Annotated in this window: 17 protein-coding genes; 13 read left to right on the forward strand and 4 right to left on the reverse strand. The window is 54.4% G+C overall.

All coding sequences use genetic code 11. The features are described from left to right. Window positions 1–76 precede the first annotated feature (76 nt). The 3 genes from MKY64_RS02220 to MKY64_RS02230 all read left to right on the forward strand — a co-directional run bounded on the left by MKY64_RS02220 (window position 77) and on the right by MKY64_RS02230 (window position 2670). A complete protein-coding gene (locus MKY64_RS02220; RefSeq protein WP_340950702.1) occupies window positions 77–1012 on the forward strand; it encodes a LytTR family transcriptional regulator DNA-binding domain-containing protein in 936 nt (311 codons plus the stop codon). 105 nt (window positions 1013–1117) lie between these two features. Then, a complete protein-coding gene (locus MKY64_RS02225; RefSeq protein ID WP_209872352.1) occupies window positions 1118–1963 on the forward strand; it encodes an ABC transporter ATP-binding protein in 846 nt (281 codons plus the stop codon). Next, window positions 1960–2670, forward strand: coding sequence for an ABC transporter permease (locus MKY64_RS02230; protein ID WP_036732380.1), 711 nt, complete (start codon window positions 1960–1962; stop codon window positions 2668–2670). The genes MKY64_RS02225 and MKY64_RS02230 overlap by 4 nt, the downstream gene beginning before the upstream one ends. Before the next feature lie 217 nt (window positions 2671–2887). On the opposite strand, the gene fabV is transcribed toward MKY64_RS02230, so the two are convergent. After that, window positions 2888–4078 carry an enoyl-ACP reductase FabV gene (fabV, locus tag MKY64_RS02235; protein WP_036732378.1) on the reverse strand — a complete coding sequence of 397 codons (1191 nt, stop codon included), beginning with the start codon at window positions 4076–4078 and terminating at the stop codon, window positions 2888–2890. A 194-nt stretch (window positions 4079–4272) separates the two neighbouring features. Here fabV and MKY64_RS02240 point away from each other — a divergent pair, with 194 nt between their 5' ends. The 9 genes from MKY64_RS02240 to yajC all read left to right on the forward strand — a co-directional run bounded on the left by MKY64_RS02240 (window position 4273) and on the right by yajC (window position 13474). Then, window positions 4273–5514, forward strand: a complete 1242-nt coding sequence (locus MKY64_RS02240) for a serpin family protein (protein ID WP_340950704.1) — start codon at window positions 4273–4275, stop codon at window positions 5512–5514. 88 nt (window positions 5515–5602) lie between these two features. After that, entirely contained in the window at window positions 5603–6349 is a 747-nt protein-coding gene (locus tag MKY64_RS02245; protein WP_340950705.1) for a BofC C-terminal domain-containing protein, read from the forward strand. 205 nt (window positions 6350–6554) lie between these two features. Then, window positions 6555–7058 carry a crossover junction endodeoxyribonuclease RuvC gene (gene ruvC, locus MKY64_RS02250; RefSeq protein ID WP_036690559.1) on the forward strand — a complete coding sequence of 168 codons (504 nt, stop codon included), beginning with the start codon at window positions 6555–6557 and terminating at the stop codon, window positions 7056–7058. After that, entirely contained in the window at window positions 7055–7678 is a 624-nt protein-coding gene (gene ruvA, locus MKY64_RS02255; RefSeq protein ID WP_036732371.1) for a Holliday junction branch migration protein RuvA, read from the forward strand. Before ruvC ends, ruvA begins: the two co-directional genes overlap by 4 nt. A 26-nt stretch (window positions 7679–7704) precedes the next feature. Then, on the forward strand, window positions 7705–8712 hold the full coding sequence (gene ruvB / locus MKY64_RS02260) for a Holliday junction branch migration DNA helicase RuvB (RefSeq protein WP_036732369.1): 1008 nt from the start codon (window positions 7705–7707) through the stop codon (window positions 8710–8712). Between the two features lie 95 nt (window positions 8713–8807). Continuing rightward, the gene (locus MKY64_RS02265) at window positions 8808–10910 is read left to right on the forward strand and encodes a SpoIID/LytB domain-containing protein (protein ID WP_051478659.1); all 2103 of its coding nucleotides are present in this window, start codon (window positions 8808–8810) and stop codon (window positions 10908–10910) included. Window positions 10911–10927: 17 nt separating this feature from the next. Then, a complete protein-coding gene (gene queA / locus MKY64_RS02270) occupies window positions 10928–11956 on the forward strand; it encodes a tRNA preQ1(34) S-adenosylmethionine ribosyltransferase-isomerase QueA (RefSeq protein ID WP_340950708.1) in 1029 nt (342 codons plus the stop codon). A gap of 21 nt (window positions 11957–11977) precedes the next feature. Next, window positions 11978–13114 carry a tRNA guanosine(34) transglycosylase Tgt gene (gene tgt / locus MKY64_RS02275; protein ID WP_036690552.1) on the forward strand — a complete coding sequence of 379 codons (1137 nt, stop codon included), beginning with the start codon at window positions 11978–11980 and terminating at the stop codon, window positions 13112–13114. Between the two features lie 45 nt (window positions 13115–13159). Beyond that, complete coding sequence (yajC, locus tag MKY64_RS02280; protein WP_036732365.1) at window positions 13160–13474, forward strand: preprotein translocase subunit YajC; 315 nt, start codon at window positions 13160–13162, stop codon at window positions 13472–13474. Window positions 13475–13563: 89 nt separating this feature from the next. On the opposite strand, the gene MKY64_RS02285 is transcribed toward yajC, so the two are convergent. Beyond that, window positions 13564–14403 carry a phosphatase PAP2 family protein gene (locus MKY64_RS02285; RefSeq protein ID WP_245368126.1) on the reverse strand — a complete coding sequence of 280 codons (840 nt, stop codon included), beginning with the start codon at window positions 14401–14403 and terminating at the stop codon, window positions 13564–13566. Window positions 14404–14502: 99 nt separating this feature from the next. Next, complete coding sequence (locus MKY64_RS02290; RefSeq protein ID WP_209872331.1) at window positions 14503–14895, reverse strand: TIGR04086 family membrane protein; 393 nt, start codon at window positions 14893–14895, stop codon at window positions 14503–14505. A gap of 199 nt (window positions 14896–15094) precedes the next feature. Between MKY64_RS02290 and MKY64_RS02295 the strand changes: the two genes are divergently transcribed. Then, window positions 15095–15904, forward strand: coding sequence for a DUF421 domain-containing protein (locus MKY64_RS02295; protein ID WP_340950711.1), 810 nt, complete (start codon window positions 15095–15097; stop codon window positions 15902–15904). Here MKY64_RS02295 and spoVB read toward each other — a convergent pair. Then, on the reverse strand, window positions 15901–17502 hold the full coding sequence (gene spoVB, locus MKY64_RS02300) for a stage V sporulation protein B (protein ID WP_339250414.1): 1602 nt from the start codon (window positions 17500–17502) through the stop codon (window positions 15901–15903). The genes MKY64_RS02295 and spoVB overlap by 4 nt on opposite strands. Window positions 17503–17581 lie beyond the last annotated feature (79 nt).

Below are 17581 nucleotides of genomic sequence, written 5' to 3' on the forward strand. Positions count from 1 at the left end.
GCCGTACCTGACAAATACATAGCATAACTCTATAATTGCATTATATATCCTAGAGAGTCTGGAGCGGGAGGAAGATATGCAATTTCAACCTATATATGAAGACGGAGAATTAATTATGCCGAAGCTTGAGCTTGATCTGTCTGCGAGCCCTTCGGTTGGTATTATCACAGATTTGAGGCGCAAGCAGTTATTAATGGAGCAATTGTCCCAAGAATCCGGCAATTATTTGTCGTGGGCCGGGCAGAACGAATATATGCGGTTGACGGTAGAGGAGCTAATCTCGTTTCTGATTCGAATGTCGGGACGGGAGGAGCGGGCGGCTGTGTTGACTGATTATTTTGCGCTGAAGGAGGAACGTAAGGTCAGATTGATGCAGCTCAGCTCTTCGAAAAGGGTGTATGTGACCCTGCTGCGGGCCTTTTTCGCCCATCAGTCCACGCTCGTATTGGAGGAGCCGTATTTCTATCTGGAGGAGCAGGACCGCCGCCAGCTGAAGCGGATACTGGATGACCTGTCGCAGCAGAAAAGGATACTCATTCTGACCTCGAATCTGGAGGATGCGCTGATCTCCTGTGATGTCATCTACCGGCTGAGCGGGTCCGGGCTTCATCAGCTGGATATCCGCGATTCGGAAGAGGAGAAGCAGGAGGCAGTGAAGCAGGATGAGGCCAACATCACCTTGCAGAAGATCTCGACCAAACGGGAGGATAAGGTGATTTTATTTGATCCGCCCGAGATTGATTTTATTGAAAGTGTAGAAGGCTCTATCCTGGTACATGTCGGCGGCGAGCATTATGACTGTGCCCTGACCTTGACCCAGCTTGAAGCGCGGCTGCTGAATTTCGGCTTCTTCCGGTGCCACCGGTCCTACATCGTCAATCTGCAAAAGGTACGTGAGATCATTACCTGGACGAAGAACAGCTACAGTCTGCGGCTGAACACCGGCAAGGAGGCCGTGGTTCCGTTATCCCGCTCCAAATTGCAGGAACTTAAGGCGCTGCTTAAGCTGTAAAAGGTACCGTTCAGGCCGGAATGGGTACAATTCACCCGGTTTTGGTGGCTGAAAGGCTGAATTCTGGATAACGTTAAGTCATCAACAACATAAGGATGTGGTGAGATGGCGGTTATTCAGGTAGAACAGGTCCGCAAGACCTTCGGGGCGAGAGATGCGCTGACAGAGGTGTCCTTCAGTATTCCAAAAGGGGAGATTTTCGGGTTCCTCGGTCCGAGTGGTGCAGGCAAAACCACCTTGATTAAGATTCTGACTGCACAGCTGAAGCCGACAGGCGGAGTGGCCAAAGTATTCGATCAGCCGGCGGAGGCGATGCAGCAGTCGGCCCAGAAGATGCGTTTTGGCATTCTGACCGATAACAGCGGCTTGTACGAGCGGTTGTCCATCGAGGAGAATCTGGAGCTGTACCGGAAGCTGTACGATCTTCCCCGCTCTGCGGTGGAGCAGGTGCTGCAGTTCGTTAATTTAAGCAGTGAGCGCAAGAAGAAAACAAATACGCTGTCCAAAGGGATGCGTCAGCGGGTGATGCTGGCCTGCGCCATTATCCATGAGCCGGAGCTGTTGTTCCTGGATGAGCCGACCTCGGCACTGGACCCTGTGAATTCAGCGCATATCTATAAAGGCTTACGTTATCTGAATGAGAAGGGGACCACCATCTTCATCACCACGCATGATATGGCGGAGGCGGAGCTGCTCTGTAACCGTGTAGCAATTCTCTATCAGGGACGCATCCAGACCATCGGCTCACCAAGGGAGCTGAAGCGGCAGCACCGCGAGAACCTGATCCGGGTGGAGCTGACCAGCGGAGAGGCTTATGAGCTTCCGGTGGATGGGGACACGGCGGACCGGATCGCGGATTGGATGAAGCGGGGACTCATTGAACGGGTAGAGACGAAGGAACCTAGCCTGGGTGATATTTTTATCAAAATGACGGGAAGTGAGCTGCTATGAACATCTCCTATAAGCGGGCCAGCGCGATCTTTGTGAAGGATTATAAGGAATTCTCGCGCAATTATGCACTGTCCATTATGCTGCTGTTTCCGATTCTGTTTGCGGTGCTGTTCAAAAGCGCAGGTGCATCCTTGCCGGGAGCTGCCGGATTTCTGTTCAACAGCTCGTTTGTTCTACTGACCTGCTTCGCCCAAGCTTGCCTGATTGCGGAAGAGAAGGAGCGCAACACGCTGCGTACACTCATGCTGACACCGGCTACAACAATGGATGTGCTGATGGGCAAAAGCAGTCTGGTCTTTGTCATGTCGACGGTGGTTCTCGCCATTTCTACACTATTGTTTGGCTATGAGCCTGCAAATATAGGGGTATTCGTAGCCGCGATCGTTCTTTCCATTGTTCTCTACACGGCAGCCGGGACGATCTGCGGTCTCTATTCCAAAACCTTACTGGATGCGTCCTTATCGATCATTCCGGTAGCCTTCATCTTCATGGGCGCACCTTGGGGTGCCGTACTGGCGAAGGATTATCCGGTGTTCGGGGTGCTGGATTACATGCCAAGCAGCCAACTGGTGCACTTGCTGAACCTGAGCCCAGCCGGTTATTCGGCGGGAGAGGTGTGGCCGCCTCTTCTAATTATTGCGGCGTGGACAGCCGTGCTGACCCTTGTGTCTGTGGTGCTGTACCAGAAGCGGCTCCGGGACGAATAGGCTGGCGCGGCTGTGACAATTCGTGGCGCAGGCCGCGCCACAGGCTGGATAGACAAGTGGAAACGGCATTGCCGTCCTTTTAAAGGACGGTACCGTTTCAGCGAGAAAGATAAGGATAATTATAGCGCGAAGCATATAAATTCTTATCTTTACGCAAAGGAAGCCGCTCCCGGGAGGGAACGGCTTCCTTGCGCTGCGTACAGCAAACGTCAGGCTTTTATACCATATTAGGAATCTCTACGGCAGGGTCTGTCTCAGCTTCATAGTCTACGCCTTCGGTACGGAAGCCGAACAGATGGAAGAAGTCGTCCTGATAGCCTGCCAGATCCGCCAGCTCAGGCACATTATCCGTCTCCAGCTCATTCCAGCGTCTCATGACCTCGATCTGCACATCCTCGCGCATCTCCCAGTCGTCAATACGGATCAGGTGGCTGCCGTCTGCAGCCGCTTCACCGCCGTTATACAAATGGTCTGCGAACAGACGGTACATCTGCTGGATGCAGTTCTCGTGCAGCTCTTTCTCCTTCATGACTCTGTACAGGGCGGAGATATACAGCGGCACCACCGGGATCGCAGAGCTGGACTGGGTAACCAGTGCCTTATTCACGGATACGAAGGCCCGGCCGCCGGTGGCGGATAGCTGCTCGTTCAAGGCAATGGCGGTCTGCTCCAGATGGTTCTTCGCCTGGCCGATAGTTCCGTCCTTGTAGATAGGATGCGTAATCTTGGGTCCGATATAAGAGTACGCTACAGTAGTTGCTCCCTCAGCAAGCACACCGGCCTCCTGCATCTGGCTGATCCACATGCCCCAGTCTTCCCCGCCCATCACGGCGATGGTCTGGCGGACTTCATCCTCTGTAGCCGGTTCAATGGTAACGGTGGAGACTTCTCCGGTGTGGAAGTTCATCGTCTTGTTCGAGTAGGCTTGGCCTACCGGCTTAATCACCGAGGAGAACACTTCTCCGGTTACCGGATGGGTGCGGCGCGGGGAGGCTACGCTGTATACGACCAGATCAACGGTGCCGAATTCGGCCTTGATCAGCTCGATTGTTTTGGTCTTGATTTCATTCGAGAAGGCATCGCCGACGATGCTGAAGGATTTCAGCCCCTGCTTGGCCGCTTCACGTTCAAAGGCAGCAGAATTGTACCAGCCTGCGGAAGCGGTGCGGGTGCCTTCAGCAGCCTTGTCAAAGAAGACGCCGATGGTGTTCGCGCCTGCGCCAAAGGCAGCGGCAATCCGCGAAGCCAGTCCATAGCCTGTGGAAGCGCCGATGACCAGCACGTTCACCGGGCCGGTAAGCTTCTTTTGGGACCGTACATAATCGATCTGTTCCTGTATTTGTCCGGCACATCCCTCCGGGTGAGCTGTTGTACAGATAAAGCCGCGTGTTTTTGGCTGAATAATCATCAAGGATATCCCCTTTGTTTTAGTTTTTAACTTTTTTCGTTAATATAGAGTATAGCAAATGATGGCATAGAAAGATAAGCCTTCAATATAATGAATAGAAATTTTGTATGCCTTCCGCTATGAATTTGCAACTTTTCCCAATCCGCAGCGTCATTTGGTAGAGAGGCTACGGAGAAATTTAGGGAGGGCTTAGCATGGGCAAAAGATTATCCGCACTTATACTAACCGTGCTGCTCTTGGGCGGCTGCAGTGAAGGAGGTTCGGGCATGAATTACGCGGAGAGACAGGCTGCGGCAGCAGGGCTCGATTCGGGTCTGGCTGACAGCAGCAACGGGCTGGGCGTGAAGCTGTTCAGCCAGTTATGGAAGCAAGGGAGCGGGAACCTGACGATCTCCCCGTACAGTGCCGCTGCCGCTCTGGCCCTGGCCTATAACGGCAGTGCCGGAGAGACGGCTGAGGAGCTCGGAAAACTGCTGGGCTATGCGCCGGACGAACGGCAGCAGCTGAATACCGGCCAGCAGTCATTAATGAAGCTCTTGAATGATGGGGGACCGGGCGTGGAGCTGAAGATCGCGAATTCAGTCTGGGGTATGAAGGGCCTGCCGCTGCGCAGGGACTATCTCAAGACCGGTAAGGATTTCTATGATGCGCAGATTAAGACTACGGACCTGGCGGCACAGAAGTCTGTGAAGGAGATTAACGGATGGGTGGCAGACCATACGGGGGACAAGATTCAGGAGATGCTCACGGAGCCGCCCGGACCTCAGGCTGTTGCCGTCCTTGTCAATGCGCTGTATTTCCAAGGTGCCTGGAGAGATGTGTTCGAGGAACAGGCTACGAAGCAGGCGGACTTTTATCCTCCGGACGGACCGGCAGTGCAGGTGATGATGATGAAGCGGAGCGGTATGTTTGAGTATGCCGTCCATCAGGATTGGCAGGCGGTAAAGCTTCCCTACGGCGAGGGACAGATGGAGATGGTAGTGGCCCTTCCGGGTGAGCAATCTTCTCTCGCGGAGCTTGTGGGTCAACTGGAGCAGGGGACTCTGCTGCTGGATAAGGGTTTCTCCAGTTCCCGGGGGACGCTGCTGCTGCCAAGGTTCACGGCCAGCTATGGCACAGAACTCTCCAAGGTCCTGCAGACGCTGGGTGTGATGCTTGCCTTTGATCCGAGCCAGGGTGATTTCTCTCTTATGTCGGATCTGGACAGCCCGATCTATTTTGAACAGGTCATCCACAAAACCTATATCGATGTGAATGAACGGGGAACGGAGGCGGCGGCTTCCACTGTAATTGATATGCGTGCCGGATCAGCGCCCCCTGTAGACCTGCCCTTTGAAATGAACGTCAATCGGCCCTTCCTGTTCATGATCCGGGACACGCAGAGCGGAGTCGTGCTGTTCCTTGGGGCCATTGAGAATCCCCAGCGTACGGATTGAATCCATGCTGGGATGAATTTCAAGCATTTACGCATAAATGATCCCTTCACAGGTCACAATAGGAAAAAACCAGAATGAAGGGATTAACGTGAATGCTTTTCGCCTGAAAAAACAACTGTGGCGGCGGTGGAGACGCTGGAAAAAAGCTCCCTGGGTTGGTGCGGCATGCCTCGTGCTGACTTTGCTCGCCTGGCGCGGCATGCAGGTTCCGGAAGAGATCAGTACGCTGCTTAAATCTTCGTCATTCCTGAGCGGAAGCGCAGTGCAGAATCTGGAGCCCGGAAGCAGCTTGCCGGCTGTAGCCGCCGTATATAACCATACAGACGATGATGCTGAAGAGGATGCCGCCGTGATGAACAGTCAAGAGCTGCTGAAGGCTGTGGGCAAGGAAGCCGTCAGCAGAACGGTGCATCTTAAGACCCTCTATGTAGCCGGTGAAGAGGTGCAGACCCTGCCCGGCAAGCAGACTCCGGCTCAGCTTAGCGAGCTGATTGTCCGGCATGCAGGCTGGAGCGGCTGGCTCAGCCGGGAAGGGGACCTGTGGCTGGAGCAGCGGGTCAATGATCTGTCGCCGCTAACCAAAAAAGAAGCCTACTTCGGGGTGGACGAGCAGGGCAATCTGACCTTGTTCCAAGGCCCGCCCGAGGCGGAGCGGGTCATGAAGACCTTTTTCCAGATGGACATGGGCTCCATCAAATCCTCTCTGCCCAAGGGCATCTGGGAGCAGCTTCATCAGGGCATCCGGGTGCAGGATCTGGAGGAGTACAACAGCGTACTCTCCACCTTCAGTGACTATGCTCGTGATTCCTCTGAACAGGTGATGCATGCGGAGTGAGGGAGAGACTATAGAGTTAGCAGCATGAGGACTCGCGGGCGCGAAGGTGGCCTGCGGGTCTTTGTTGTGTTATGCATGTTTCATTTCCCCGGGGACAAACTTTTTGTCTCCCGGGGAATTTTTTTTGCTATAATGGGTGGAAGGAATACATATGTTCGCTTTAGGGCCGGAGTATCCGCCCGGGCATAGAGGAGAGAGAAGGACTTTGCGTATTTTGGGGATTGATCCGGGGCTGGCGATTGTCGGTTTTGGCTTTGTCGATAAGGTCGGCAACAAATTAACACCGGTCCAATACGGCTGCATCCAGACAGAGGCACATACCCCGGAAGAAGAGCGTCTGCTGCATGTCTATGAAGGCATGGTGCAGCTGATTGATAAATATAAGCCGGACGCAGTAGCGGTAGAGAAGCTGTTCTTCAGCCGCAATGTGACTACAGCCTTACCGGTGGCGCAGGCACGCGGGGTGCTGATTCTGGCAGCCGTGCAGCGCGGGCTTCCGGTGGCAGAATACACCCCGATGATGGTGAAGCAGGCTGTAGTCGGTTACGGCAAGGCAGAGAAGAAGCAGGTGCAGGAGATGGTTAAGCTGCTGCTGAAGCTGACGGCTGTGCCGAAGCCCGATGATGTGGCGGATGCGCTGGCGGTGGCGGTATGCCATGCCCATTCCGTGAGTCTTAATTCCAAATTAAATGAGGTATTGCGAAAATGATAGATTTTCTTAGAGGACCGGTTGCACATTTGGAGCCGGAATACGTTGTGCTGGATGTGCAGGGCGTGGGGTACCGGGTATTCTGCCCGAATCCGTACGCTTTTGCCAAGACTGAGGGTCCGGTGACTGTGTTCATTCATTATCAGACCCGCGAGGATGCTACGCTTCTGTTCGGATTCCCTTCACGCGAGGAGCAGCGCCTGTTCCGCAAGCTGATTGAGGTATCCGGCATCGGCCCGCGCGTTGCGCTGGGCATTCTGACCGGCGGAACGCCGGATCAGCTGATCGCGGCCATCTATCAGGAGAATATCACCTTCCTGACGAAGCTGCCGGGGATTGGCAAGAAGACGGCGCAGCGGATGATTCTGGATCTGAAGGACAAGCTGGACGGATTCGGCGGGGCGGCCCTGCAGACGGGATTGTTCGCAGTAGCGGCTGAAGCGCAGAGCAAGGCGGAGGCGCTCCCGTGGGAAGAAGCCAGAGATGCGCTGAAGGCGCTCGGTTACACCGATACTGAGCTGGACCGGGTGCACTTGAAGATGAAGCAGGAAGGCACGGATACCGGACCGGTGGATGTGCTGATGAAGAAGGCGCTGGGGCTGCTGTATACCGCCAAATAGGTCCCTGAAGAACGGAGTGAGGAAGAATGGATGACCGGATTATATCGGCTAATCTGATGATGGACGAGCAGGCGGTGGAATTAAGTCTGCGTCCCCGTTATCTGGGTGAATATATCGGCCAGAACCAGGTGAAAGAGAACCTGAAAATATATATAGAAGCGGCCAAGATGCGCAGTGAAGCACTGGATCATGTCCTGCTGTACGGGCCTCCGGGTCTCGGCAAGACGACGCTGGCCAATATTATTGCCAACGAGCTGGGAGTGAATCTGCGGACCACCTCCGGCCCGGCCATTGAACGGCCCGGAGATCTAGCGGCGCTGCTGACGAACCTTCAGGAAGGCGATGTGCTGTTCATTGACGAGATTCACCGTCTGCACCGGACGGTGGAGGAGGTCATGTATCCGGCAATGGAGGATTTCGCGCTGGATATCATGATCGGCAAGGGGCCAAGCGCACGGTCAGTCCGGCTGGACCTGCCGCCCTTCACGCTTATTGGGGCGACGACACGTGCGGGACTGCTGTCTGCTCCGCTGCGTGACCGCTTCGGAGTGGTCAGCCGGCTGGAGTATTACACCATCGATGAACTGAGCTTCATCGTGGCGCGCAACGCTGAACTGCTGGGCATCGAGATTCTGGGCGATGCAGCGGAAGAGATTGCCTTGCGGGCCCGGGGTACACCGCGGATTGCCAACCGTCTTCTGAAGCGGGTACGCGATTATGCCCAGGTCCGGGGCGACGGAATCATCACCCCGGAGATTGCTGCTGAATCGCTGAAGATGCTCCAGGTGGACCCCCGGGGACTGGACAGCATCGACCATAAGATGCTGCAATCCATGATCAGCTCCTTCCGGGGCGGGCCTGTCGGACTGGATACCATCGCCGCTACGATAGGCGAAGAGAGCCAGACCATTGAGGATGTATACGAGCCTTATCTGCTGCAGATCGGTTTCCTGCAGCGCACGCCTCGCGGGCGTATTGTTACGCCTGCAGCGTATCATCATCTTGGCCTTCCGCTTCCCCCGCAGCAGAACTGATTATTGAGAATCCTGCCCATAGTACAACATCTTACGTATTGTTTGGGCTACAAACCGAAGTGGATGTATCATTAATACTTTTTAGGAGGCCTACAATGAAACTTGCGAAGTGGACAACAACAGGAATCGGGCTGCTGGGCCGGGGGGCGCTGGCTGCATTGCTTGCAGCAGGCAGTCTGCTCATTCCGGCAGATCACGCCCGCGCCGATTCCGGCGGGTCGATCCGGGTTGCACTGTATGCCGATATTGGCAGCAAATATAAATCTACCGTACCGCTGGTAACCCTGCAGTCCGAGCAGAGCTTCAGCCTGCTTCCGGCAGCCGGCGGCAGCCCGTTATTGTCGGTTCCGGCCCAGAACAAGGTCCGTGTCAGTCTCGACGGGTACCGGGTGAAGGTGCTGGAGACGCCAAGCTGGCAGACCGCTGCGGATGCGGCGAAGAAGCTCCAGTCTTCTTCCAATAAGCCGCAGATCTTCATGGCTGCCAGAGGCGGTGCCAAGGTATATCAGCTATATACCGGAGGTTACGCCAGTGAGAGTGCAGCCAATAACGGGCTGAACGCAGTCCTCAAGGCCGGTCTGGCAATTCCTGAGGGGCAGACCCCTGCGGTGGCCGGAACCAAGCATCTGTCTGCGGGCACCTACGCTACACTCGAGGAAGCCCAGGCGGTAGTGGGCAGCCTGACCACTGCCGGCTTAGATGCCTGGCCGGTATTCATATCCGGTGAGGGCGGCAGTGCGCGTACCGAGGTATGGGTAGGCGAGGCGTCAAGTGACAGCGAGCTTGCGGCGGTCTCTGCTTCGGCAGCTGTGCTGCTTCCTCAGCTTGCTCTAACGCCTGTGGCTCCGGGTGCACCCGGAGTAATGATCCGTATGGACGCAGGGCTCGATTTCAACAGCGAAGTCCAGGCATTCCATTATCTGTTATCCGGAAGTGACGCAAAGTTCATCCTATCCGGCAATGAGAAGGGAATTATGCTAACCGAGCGATCCAAGCGGATCTATCGGGGCGATATGGAGCTTGGAAATCTGAATGGTTCATTGTCTGTCATTAACGTGGTTCCGCTGGAGCAATATTTGTATGCGGTTGTGGGGGGAGAGGTATCCTCCGGCTGGCCGGAAGAAGCGCTGAAGGCTCAGGCTGTAGCGGCGCGCAGCTACGCGCTGTCCCAAGGGAACCGCTTCGATGTTGCCAATGTGGTGGATACAACGCTCAGTCAGGTCTATAACGGAATCGGTGCAGAAGCACCCACAATCATCAAGGCGGTCGATGCCACTGCAGGTGAAGTGCTGCAGAGCGGCGGCAAGGTCGTAGAGGCGGTATTCTCCTCGAACAGCGGCGGCGTTACGGCTGACCCGTCGGAAGTATGGAACAGCGGCGGCAACTATGCCAGTGTGGCCAGCGCAGAGGATGTGGCTGCGGTGGGCTCTGCTAAGAAGTGGTACTATGTACTGCTGGACAGCGGCGTCTCCGGCTATGCCCGGGAAGATAACATCAAATTAACAGGCAGCAAGACAGCCGCAGGGCTCCCCATTGCCACAGCCACTGCCAAGGATGTGAATATCCGGCCGCTGCCTGTCGTTGACAGCAGTGCTGCTCCGGCAGGCAAGCTGAATCCCGGACAGAACGCCGTAGTGCTGAATCAGGTCTATGAATCCGGCAGCTACAGCTGGATCAAAGGTCCGTATTCTTCAGCCGAACTGCTGAAGAGCCTGGCCGGCAAGACCAGCGGCACTCTGCCCTCTTCTATAACCACTCTGGAGGTTACCCGGCGCGGGCCATCAGGAAGAGCAGTGGAGGTCAAGGCGAACGGCCAGATCCTGCAGGTGAAGTACCCGGATCTGTTCCGTTCCTCCTTCGGAGGATTGCCTAGCACCTTGTTTGATATTGTACCTGCCGGAAGTTATACTGTATTAGGCGCTGACGGCTCTACAGCTGCTATCGGCAGCACCAGCTCAGCCGGAGTGCTGTCTGCCTCGGGCCAAGTGACGTCCAGCGGCAGCGGTACGGTCGTGATGGGCGCGGATCAGACCGCAAGAGTCGTGACCGGCAGTCCGGGCTTCTATTTCATCGGCTGGGGTTACGGGCACGGACTCGGCATGTCTCAATGGGGCGTGAAGGGAATGGCCGACAAAGGGTATGATTATAAGCAAATATTGCAACACTATTTTAATAACGTTACTATAATTAAGAATTAAGGAATGAAGATCCTATTATGAATGTTGAACTTTATGATTTCAATCTGCCGGAGGAGCTGATTGCCCAGACTCCGCTTGCCGACCGCAGTTCATCCAGACTGCTGCTGGTAGACAAGGAGAGCGGGCAACTGGACCACGGTCATTTCACGGATATACTGGGGCAGTTCCGCCCGGGCGATACGCTAGTACTTAATGATACACGGGTTATTCCCGCCAGACTGTTCGGAGTCAAGGAAGATACCGGAGCCAAGGCGGAGGTCCTGCTGCTTAAGAATCTCGAAGGGGACCGCTGGGAGGCGCTGGTGAAGCCCGGCAAGAAGCTGAAGACCGGCGCGGTCATTGTCTTCAGTGAAGAGCTTCGTGCCGTGATTGAAGATGAAGCAGATATGGGCGGGCGGACACTCCGCTTCATCTATCAGGGGATTTTCCAGGAGATTCTGGACAGGCTCGGCTCCATGCCGCTTCCTCCTTATATCAAGGAAACCCTGGATGACCGTGAGCGGTATCAGACCGTGTATGCCCGGCATGAAGGCTCGGCGGCAGCGCCGACAGCCGGACTGCATTTCACCACCGAGCTGCTGGAGCAGATTGCAGCCATCGGTGTGAATATCGTCTATGTCACACTTCATGTTGGTCTCGGGACCTTCCGTCCCATGTCTGTAGAGACTGTGGAAGAGCATGTCATGCATGCCGAATATTTCGAGCTGTCCCAGGCAGCGGCGGATGTGCTTAATGAAGCCAGAGCAAGGGGCGGAAGAATAATAGCTGTAGGCACAACCTCATGCCGGACCCTGGAGACCGTAGGCAGACAATGCCAGGGCGGGCCGATTGAGGCTTGCAGCGGCTGGACGGATATTTTTATCTATCCGGGTTATGAATTTACTGTCGTTAATGCACTGATCACCAATTTCCATCTGCCCAAGTCAACCTTGGTCATGCTGGTAAGCGCTTTGGCTGGCCGGGAGCTGATTCTCGCCGCATATGAAGAAGCGATTAAGCAGCAGTACCGGTTCTTCAGCTTTGGCGATGCAATGTTCATTTATTAAGCAAGAGGAAGGGTTAAACCAATGGCAGCAATCACTTACGAACACATTAAGACCTGTAAGCAATCCGGGGCACGGCTCGGAAGAGTCCACACCCCGCACGGAATTATTGAGACACCAACCTTCATGCCTGTAGGCACCCAGGCTACTGTCAAGACGATGAGTCCTGAAGAGCTTAAGCAGATGGAAGCACAGATTATTCTGAGTAATACGTACCATCTGTTCCTTCGTCCGGGTCATGAGATCATCGGCGAAGCGGGCGGCTTGCATAAGTTCATGAACTGGGACCGCCCGATCTTGACCGACAGCGGCGGCTTCCAGGTATTCTCCCTGAGCGACATGCGTAAGATCACCGAAGAAGGGGTTCATTTCCGCTCCCATCTGAACGGGGACAAGAAGTTTCTGTCTCCCGAAGTCGCTATGGAGATCCAGAATGCGCTCGGTTCCGATATTATGATGGCCTTCGATGAATGCCCGCCTTATCCGGCTGAATATGAGTATGTGAAAAAATCGCTTGAACGTACCACCCGCTGGGCCGAACGCTGCCTCAAAAGCCATGCCCGTCCGAATGATCAGGGACTGTTCGCTATCGTACAGGGAGGCATGCATGAGGATCTCCGCCGCCAGAGCGCGGCTGATTTGACTTCCATGGATTTCCCGGGGTATGCTATTGGGGGACTCAGCGTCGGAGAGTCCAAGCAGCTTATGTATGAGGTGCTGGATTACACGGTTCCGCTGCTGCCGCAAGGGAAACCGCGCTATTTGATGGGCGTAGGTTCACCGGATGCGCTGCTGGAAGGTTCAATCCGCGGAATAGACATGTTCGACTGCGTTCTGCCTACCCGTATTGCCCGTAATGGAACAACGATGACCAGTCAGGGAAGACTCGTAGTGCGTAACGCCCAGTATGCCCGTGATTTCGGGCCGCTGGACCCGGAGTGTACCTGTTACACCTGCCGGAACTATTCCCGTGCTTATCTGCGTCATCTGATTAAGGCCGACGAAACCTTCGGCTTGCGGCTGACAACGTACCATAACTTACACTTCCTGCTGGAATTGATGCGTAAAGTGCGTGAAGCCATCATGGAAGATCGGCTGCTTGATTTTCGCGATGAGTTTTTTGCACAATACGGATTATATGATAATCTAAAAGGCTTCTAGAGAGTACGGAGTGTTCATGTTTATTCTTGAAAGGGGGGAAATGATATGTCACAGTTTTATATGGCGGCAGGTACAGGCGGCGGAGGCAGCATACTGGGTCTGGTAGGTCCGTTTGTACTGATGTTTGTTGTGTTCTACTTCCTGCTGATTCGTCCGCAGCAGAAGAAGACCAAGGCACGCAACGGAATGCTCAAAGCGCTGAAGAAGGGCGATAAGGTAGTTACCATCGGCGGTCTGCACGGAACGATCATGGAGATTTCGGATGACATCGTTATTCTGCGGGTTAATGATGTAACCCGATTGACGTTTGACCGGGGCTCGATCAGTCACGCAGTTGTGGAAGTAGAAGACAAGATGTAATAGTCTCTCTGCTAAATTACATAAAAATCGGCGTTTCTCTTACGAGAGAACGCCGATTTTTTTATACGTCATATACGGAATTGAGGGCCTTAACGTGTATTGGTGACCCGGCCCCGCACTCTCAAGCCCTGTTCCCCGCTGCGCAGGGTAAGCCTGGCAAGCGGTACGGCGATAGCCGTGGACAGTACAGCCAGCAGGGTGCCGCCAATCATGTCGGTCAGCCAGTGAATGCCGAGATAGAAGATTCCAAACACGATAATAACGGCTGAGATTGTACTGATCACCATCCAGCGGCGGTTGCCTGAGCGGTAAGCGAGCAGAGCCATGGATACGGAGATAGCGGTATGTAGGCTCGGGAAGCAGTTATTGAGGCCGGATAGCGGCCGGTATTCCTGTTCAAACTTCGGGAAAACATCCAGCATGATGAACCGAACCCCGGCAGGCGCATAGGACCACACCTCATTGACCGGAAAGTACAGATAGAACGGAATAGCGATAGCATAGGTTAAAATAATGGTGTAGCAGGTCGCATAGAGGATCACACGGTTTTTGTCCAGCAGATAGATCCCCAGTGAGGCTGCCAGCACGGCCTGCAGCATGAAGATATAGAAGAAGACAATCACCGGTGTCAGCCAGGGAGCGTAGAACAGCTCTTGAACCATCCGGACGAAATGCCCCTCCAGGCCGAAGATGAAACCTGTGTAATCTGCGGTCAGCCGCATCTTTTCTTCGATCTGCAGCTCATATTTATTCAGGGCAAGAATGCTGAACATGCCTATAATAATGAGTGTGAATTTATAGGATCTCAGCAGCTCTCTCCCGATTTCAACTAAGGCCATCAGCGGATTGCGCCGTGCGCCGATCCAGATTAAGATCACAACAATGGCAACGGTATATACAACTACAAGATTCATGGACTGATACAGCAAAGCATTCGAAGCCTCCTTGATAATCGCTCATATGAAGTCAGACATAGGTAGTGTACCATATTTTCAAGGGAAGGTTTCAATTTTTGAAAATTATATTAATTAGGATTTCTGTAAATTAACTCCAAACATTCCTCCAAGTGCGCTAATGCCTGCAGCCGCCAGAACCCACAGGAAGTCCATTCCTCCCGGTGAACTGTCAAGCGCCAAAAATCCGATCAGCAGTACAGCCAGTCCGTATAACATGCCTGTGAGTGCTCCTTGGTACCAGCCTCTGCGGACGGCCCTGCTGCCTGCGGTCAAGCCTCCGAATGCGGCAGCGACGCCGTGCACAATGTAGGTGTACATGGTGAGATCCTGTTCCTGCAGTCCGCTGCCCCAGAGCAGGAGGGAGAGGATGAACGCACCCAGCATCATCCACAGGAACGAGCGGATTAAACCCGATAATACCGGACTAGATATTTTCCATGAGAATAGACGCCTGATCAGAGACATGGTAAAACCCCCTAAAAGTTTGTTAACCGGATACTAATTATTGTATGGGGAGGCTTGCCCCAATAGTACAAGAATAGGCGGTATGACTTTTACCAGTAATTAATCAGCAGCTTTCCGAATGTTCCCTTTACGGTCAGGTCAGAATAGGGGTACATTAATCCGCCAGTATGGGGAGTAGCGGAAGGGGAGCGAAGAGAATATGTTCCAGCATATTACGACCCATATCTTTCTGACCGTGCTGATGTATATCTTCATTTTCCTGAGCATGCGCATCATGGGCAAACGTGAAATCGGCAAGCTGTCTGTATTTGACCTGACCATTTCCATCATGATTGCCGAGATCGGTGTCTTTGTGATTGAGGATATCGAGCGGCCTATTTATGATGGTGTTGTTCCTATGGCGACCCTGGTGCTGATTCAAGTGCTGGTCGCACAGCTCAGCTTGAAGAGCCGGAAGGTGCGCTTAATGGTGGATGGCAGGCCCAGCATTCTGATCTCGGACGGGAAGATTCACCGGGGCGAAATGCGCAGGCAGCGGTATAATATTGATGATCTGCTGCTGCAGCTCCGCGGGCAGAATATTGTCAGTCCGGCAGATGTGGAGTTCGCTATCCTGGAGACAAGCGGGCAGTTAACGGTGATTGAGAAGAATGCCAACGTCACCTCATCCAATCAGTCGGGCAACAGCAGCTCCGGCGCAGAGCGGAAGGAGAAGAACGGCGATAGCCAGAAGGACTCCGGCGATGCTGAATCATCCGGCGGTGACTCTGCTTCGGTGAAGCTGCCGAAGCATAAGATCCGTTATGAAGGACTGCCGATTCCGCTGATTATGGACGGGAAGGTGCAGGACGGCAATCTTGAGATGATCGGCAAGAACCGGTTCTGGCTTAGAACCCAGATCCGGCAGAAGGGTGTCTCTGATTTCCGGGATGTTTTCCTGTGCTCCGTGGATCATAAGGGAGAACTCTATATTGCCCCGATCAGCCCGGATAAGGGGAAGCCAACCTAACTGCGCCAGCGTCTGAAAAAGGGCACCCGTTCCAGGTCACGTCTGGAGATCAGCCCGGATAACAGGCAGATGCTCAGATAGATGGCCATGCCGCAGAAGGCAGCGGCTAAGAATTGTATCCAATGCGACGGGGAGATCGGAACGGACGTATACACATACGACATCCCGGCGGCCATGATGACCGTAGCGGCCAGGATTTTGAGCGGGTCCGACCAGCGCAAGGACATGGCGGTGAGCTTGACTACACTGTAGCCGTGCAGAAGCGTGACAAGTAAGCTGTTGACCATAATGGCGATGATGGCGCCCAGAATGCCGTACTCAGGCCGGGAGGCCAGCAGGAGAATCAGCAGGATTTTGACAACGGCTCCTATCAGCGTATTGATCAGTGCCTTGCCTGGGCGGTCCATGGCCTGAAGGGCAGCCTGCAGCGGGGCCTGGACATAGAGAAACACAGCGAACGGGGCCATCATCCTAAGCATAGGGGCCGTATCCGCCGCATTGCCGTACATTAGTGTACAGAGCGGTACGGCAAGAATATACATAACAGCAGCAAACGGGGCACCGGTCACCATGGCGAGCCGCAGGGCCTGGTGCATTCTTTTGTGAATCGTGGGCAAATCGTTGCGGGCTGCGGCCTCGGATAAGGAAGGGACAAGGGAGACGGCCAGCGAGGAGCTGAGCACACCCGGCAGCAGCAGCAGCGGAATCACCATTCCCTGCAAGGAACCATATTGTGCGGTTGCGGCTGCGGCTGCGATTCCGGCAAGCGCGAGGCTGCGCACGGTAATAATCGATTCCAGAAGGTAAGAGAATGAGCCGATCAGTCGTCCGGCAGTTACCGGTATTGAAATGCCGATGAGACGCTTGAAGACAGGTGTAGTTGTCTGCGCGGGTTCGCGTCCCGCACTGCCCTGCGTATCCTGAACCATAGGTTCCACGTTAGGCGGGAGTTCAGACCTGTCTTTTTTGTCGTTAAAATAATATTGCCCCAGCAGGGCCAGCATTCCGGCGATCTCCCCCACAGTCACGCCAAGCATGGCACCCGCGGCCGCAAAGGCGATGCCCTTCGGCAGCAGCATCCAGGAGAACCACAGCATGAAGAAGATCCGGATGACCGATTCCAGCACGGAGGAGAAGGCCGAGGGAATCATGTTCTGCCTGCCTTGAAAGTATCCCCGGTAGATGGATGAAACGGCGACGATGGCGATCATGGGGGTCATGCTGACGAAGGTATAATAGACACGCTGGTCCGTCAGAAGAACGCTGGATACCCAGGAGGCGCTGAACAGGGCGACGAAGGTGAACACAATGCCCAGCGACAGGCTGAGAGCGAGGCCGGTTTGCAGGATTTTGCGCGACTGCTCCGGGCGGTTTTCCCCTTCGGCTTCGGCAACCAGCTTGGCAATCGCCAGCGGGATTCCCCCCGTAATTACCGTAATGAGCACAATGAAAAACGGGTATCCGAGCTGATACAGACCCACCCCCTCAGCGCCGATGATCCGGGGCAGGGCAATCCGGGGAATGAAGCCAAGCATCCGGTTAATGATACCGGCTAGCAGCAGGATGATCGTTCCTTGTATAAAGGTCTGTTTCCTCACAGGGCACTCCTTCTTCCTACATATGAGATGAAACTGCAGGTGAATTACCGCCATAACCAAGCCAGGCTTGTATAAGGAT

This window comes from Paenibacillus sp. FSL R7-0210, from assembly GCF_038009085.1.
Lineage (GTDB): Bacteria > Bacillota > Bacilli > Paenibacillales > Paenibacillaceae > Paenibacillus_AQ > Paenibacillus_AQ silagei.

Bases quoted from the DNA above. Each gene is read 5' to 3' on its own strand.
- MKY64_RS02225 (WP_209872352.1), top strand. From the start codon at position 1,118: ATGGCGGTTATTCAGGTAGAACAGGTCCGCAAGACCTTCGGGGCGAGA.
- MKY64_RS02240 (WP_340950704.1), top strand. From the start codon at position 4,273: ATGGGCAAAAGATTATCCGCACTTATACTAACCGTGCTGCTCTTGGGC.
- tgt (WP_036690552.1), top strand. From the start codon at position 11,978: ATGGCAGCAATCACTTACGAACACATTAAGACCTGTAAGCAATCCGGG.
- MKY64_RS02290 (WP_209872331.1), bottom strand. From the start codon at position 14,895: ATGTCTCTGATCAGGCGTCTATTCTCATGGAAAATATCTAGTCCGGTA.
- queA (WP_340950708.1), top strand. From the start codon at position 10,928: ATGAATGTTGAACTTTATGATTTCAATCTGCCGGAGGAGCTGATTGCC.
- yajC (WP_036732365.1), top strand. From the start codon at position 13,160: ATGTCACAGTTTTATATGGCGGCAGGTACAGGCGGCGGAGGCAGCATA.
- ruvA (WP_036732371.1), top strand. From the start codon at position 7,055: ATGATAGATTTTCTTAGAGGACCGGTTGCACATTTGGAGCCGGAATAC.
- ruvB (WP_036732369.1), top strand. From the start codon at position 7,705: ATGGATGACCGGATTATATCGGCTAATCTGATGATGGACGAGCAGGCG.
- fabV (WP_036732378.1), bottom strand. From the start codon at position 4,078: ATGATTATTCAGCCAAAAACACGCGGCTTTATCTGTACAACAGCTCAC.
- MKY64_RS02295 (WP_340950711.1), top strand. From the start codon at position 15,095: ATGTTCCAGCATATTACGACCCATATCTTTCTGACCGTGCTGATGTAT.
- MKY64_RS02220 (WP_340950702.1), top strand. From the start codon at position 77: ATGCAATTTCAACCTATATATGAAGACGGAGAATTAATTATGCCGAAG.
- MKY64_RS02265 (WP_051478659.1), top strand. From the start codon at position 8,808: ATGAAACTTGCGAAGTGGACAACAACAGGAATCGGGCTGCTGGGCCGG.
- MKY64_RS02230 (WP_036732380.1), top strand. From the start codon at position 1,960: ATGAACATCTCCTATAAGCGGGCCAGCGCGATCTTTGTGAAGGATTAT.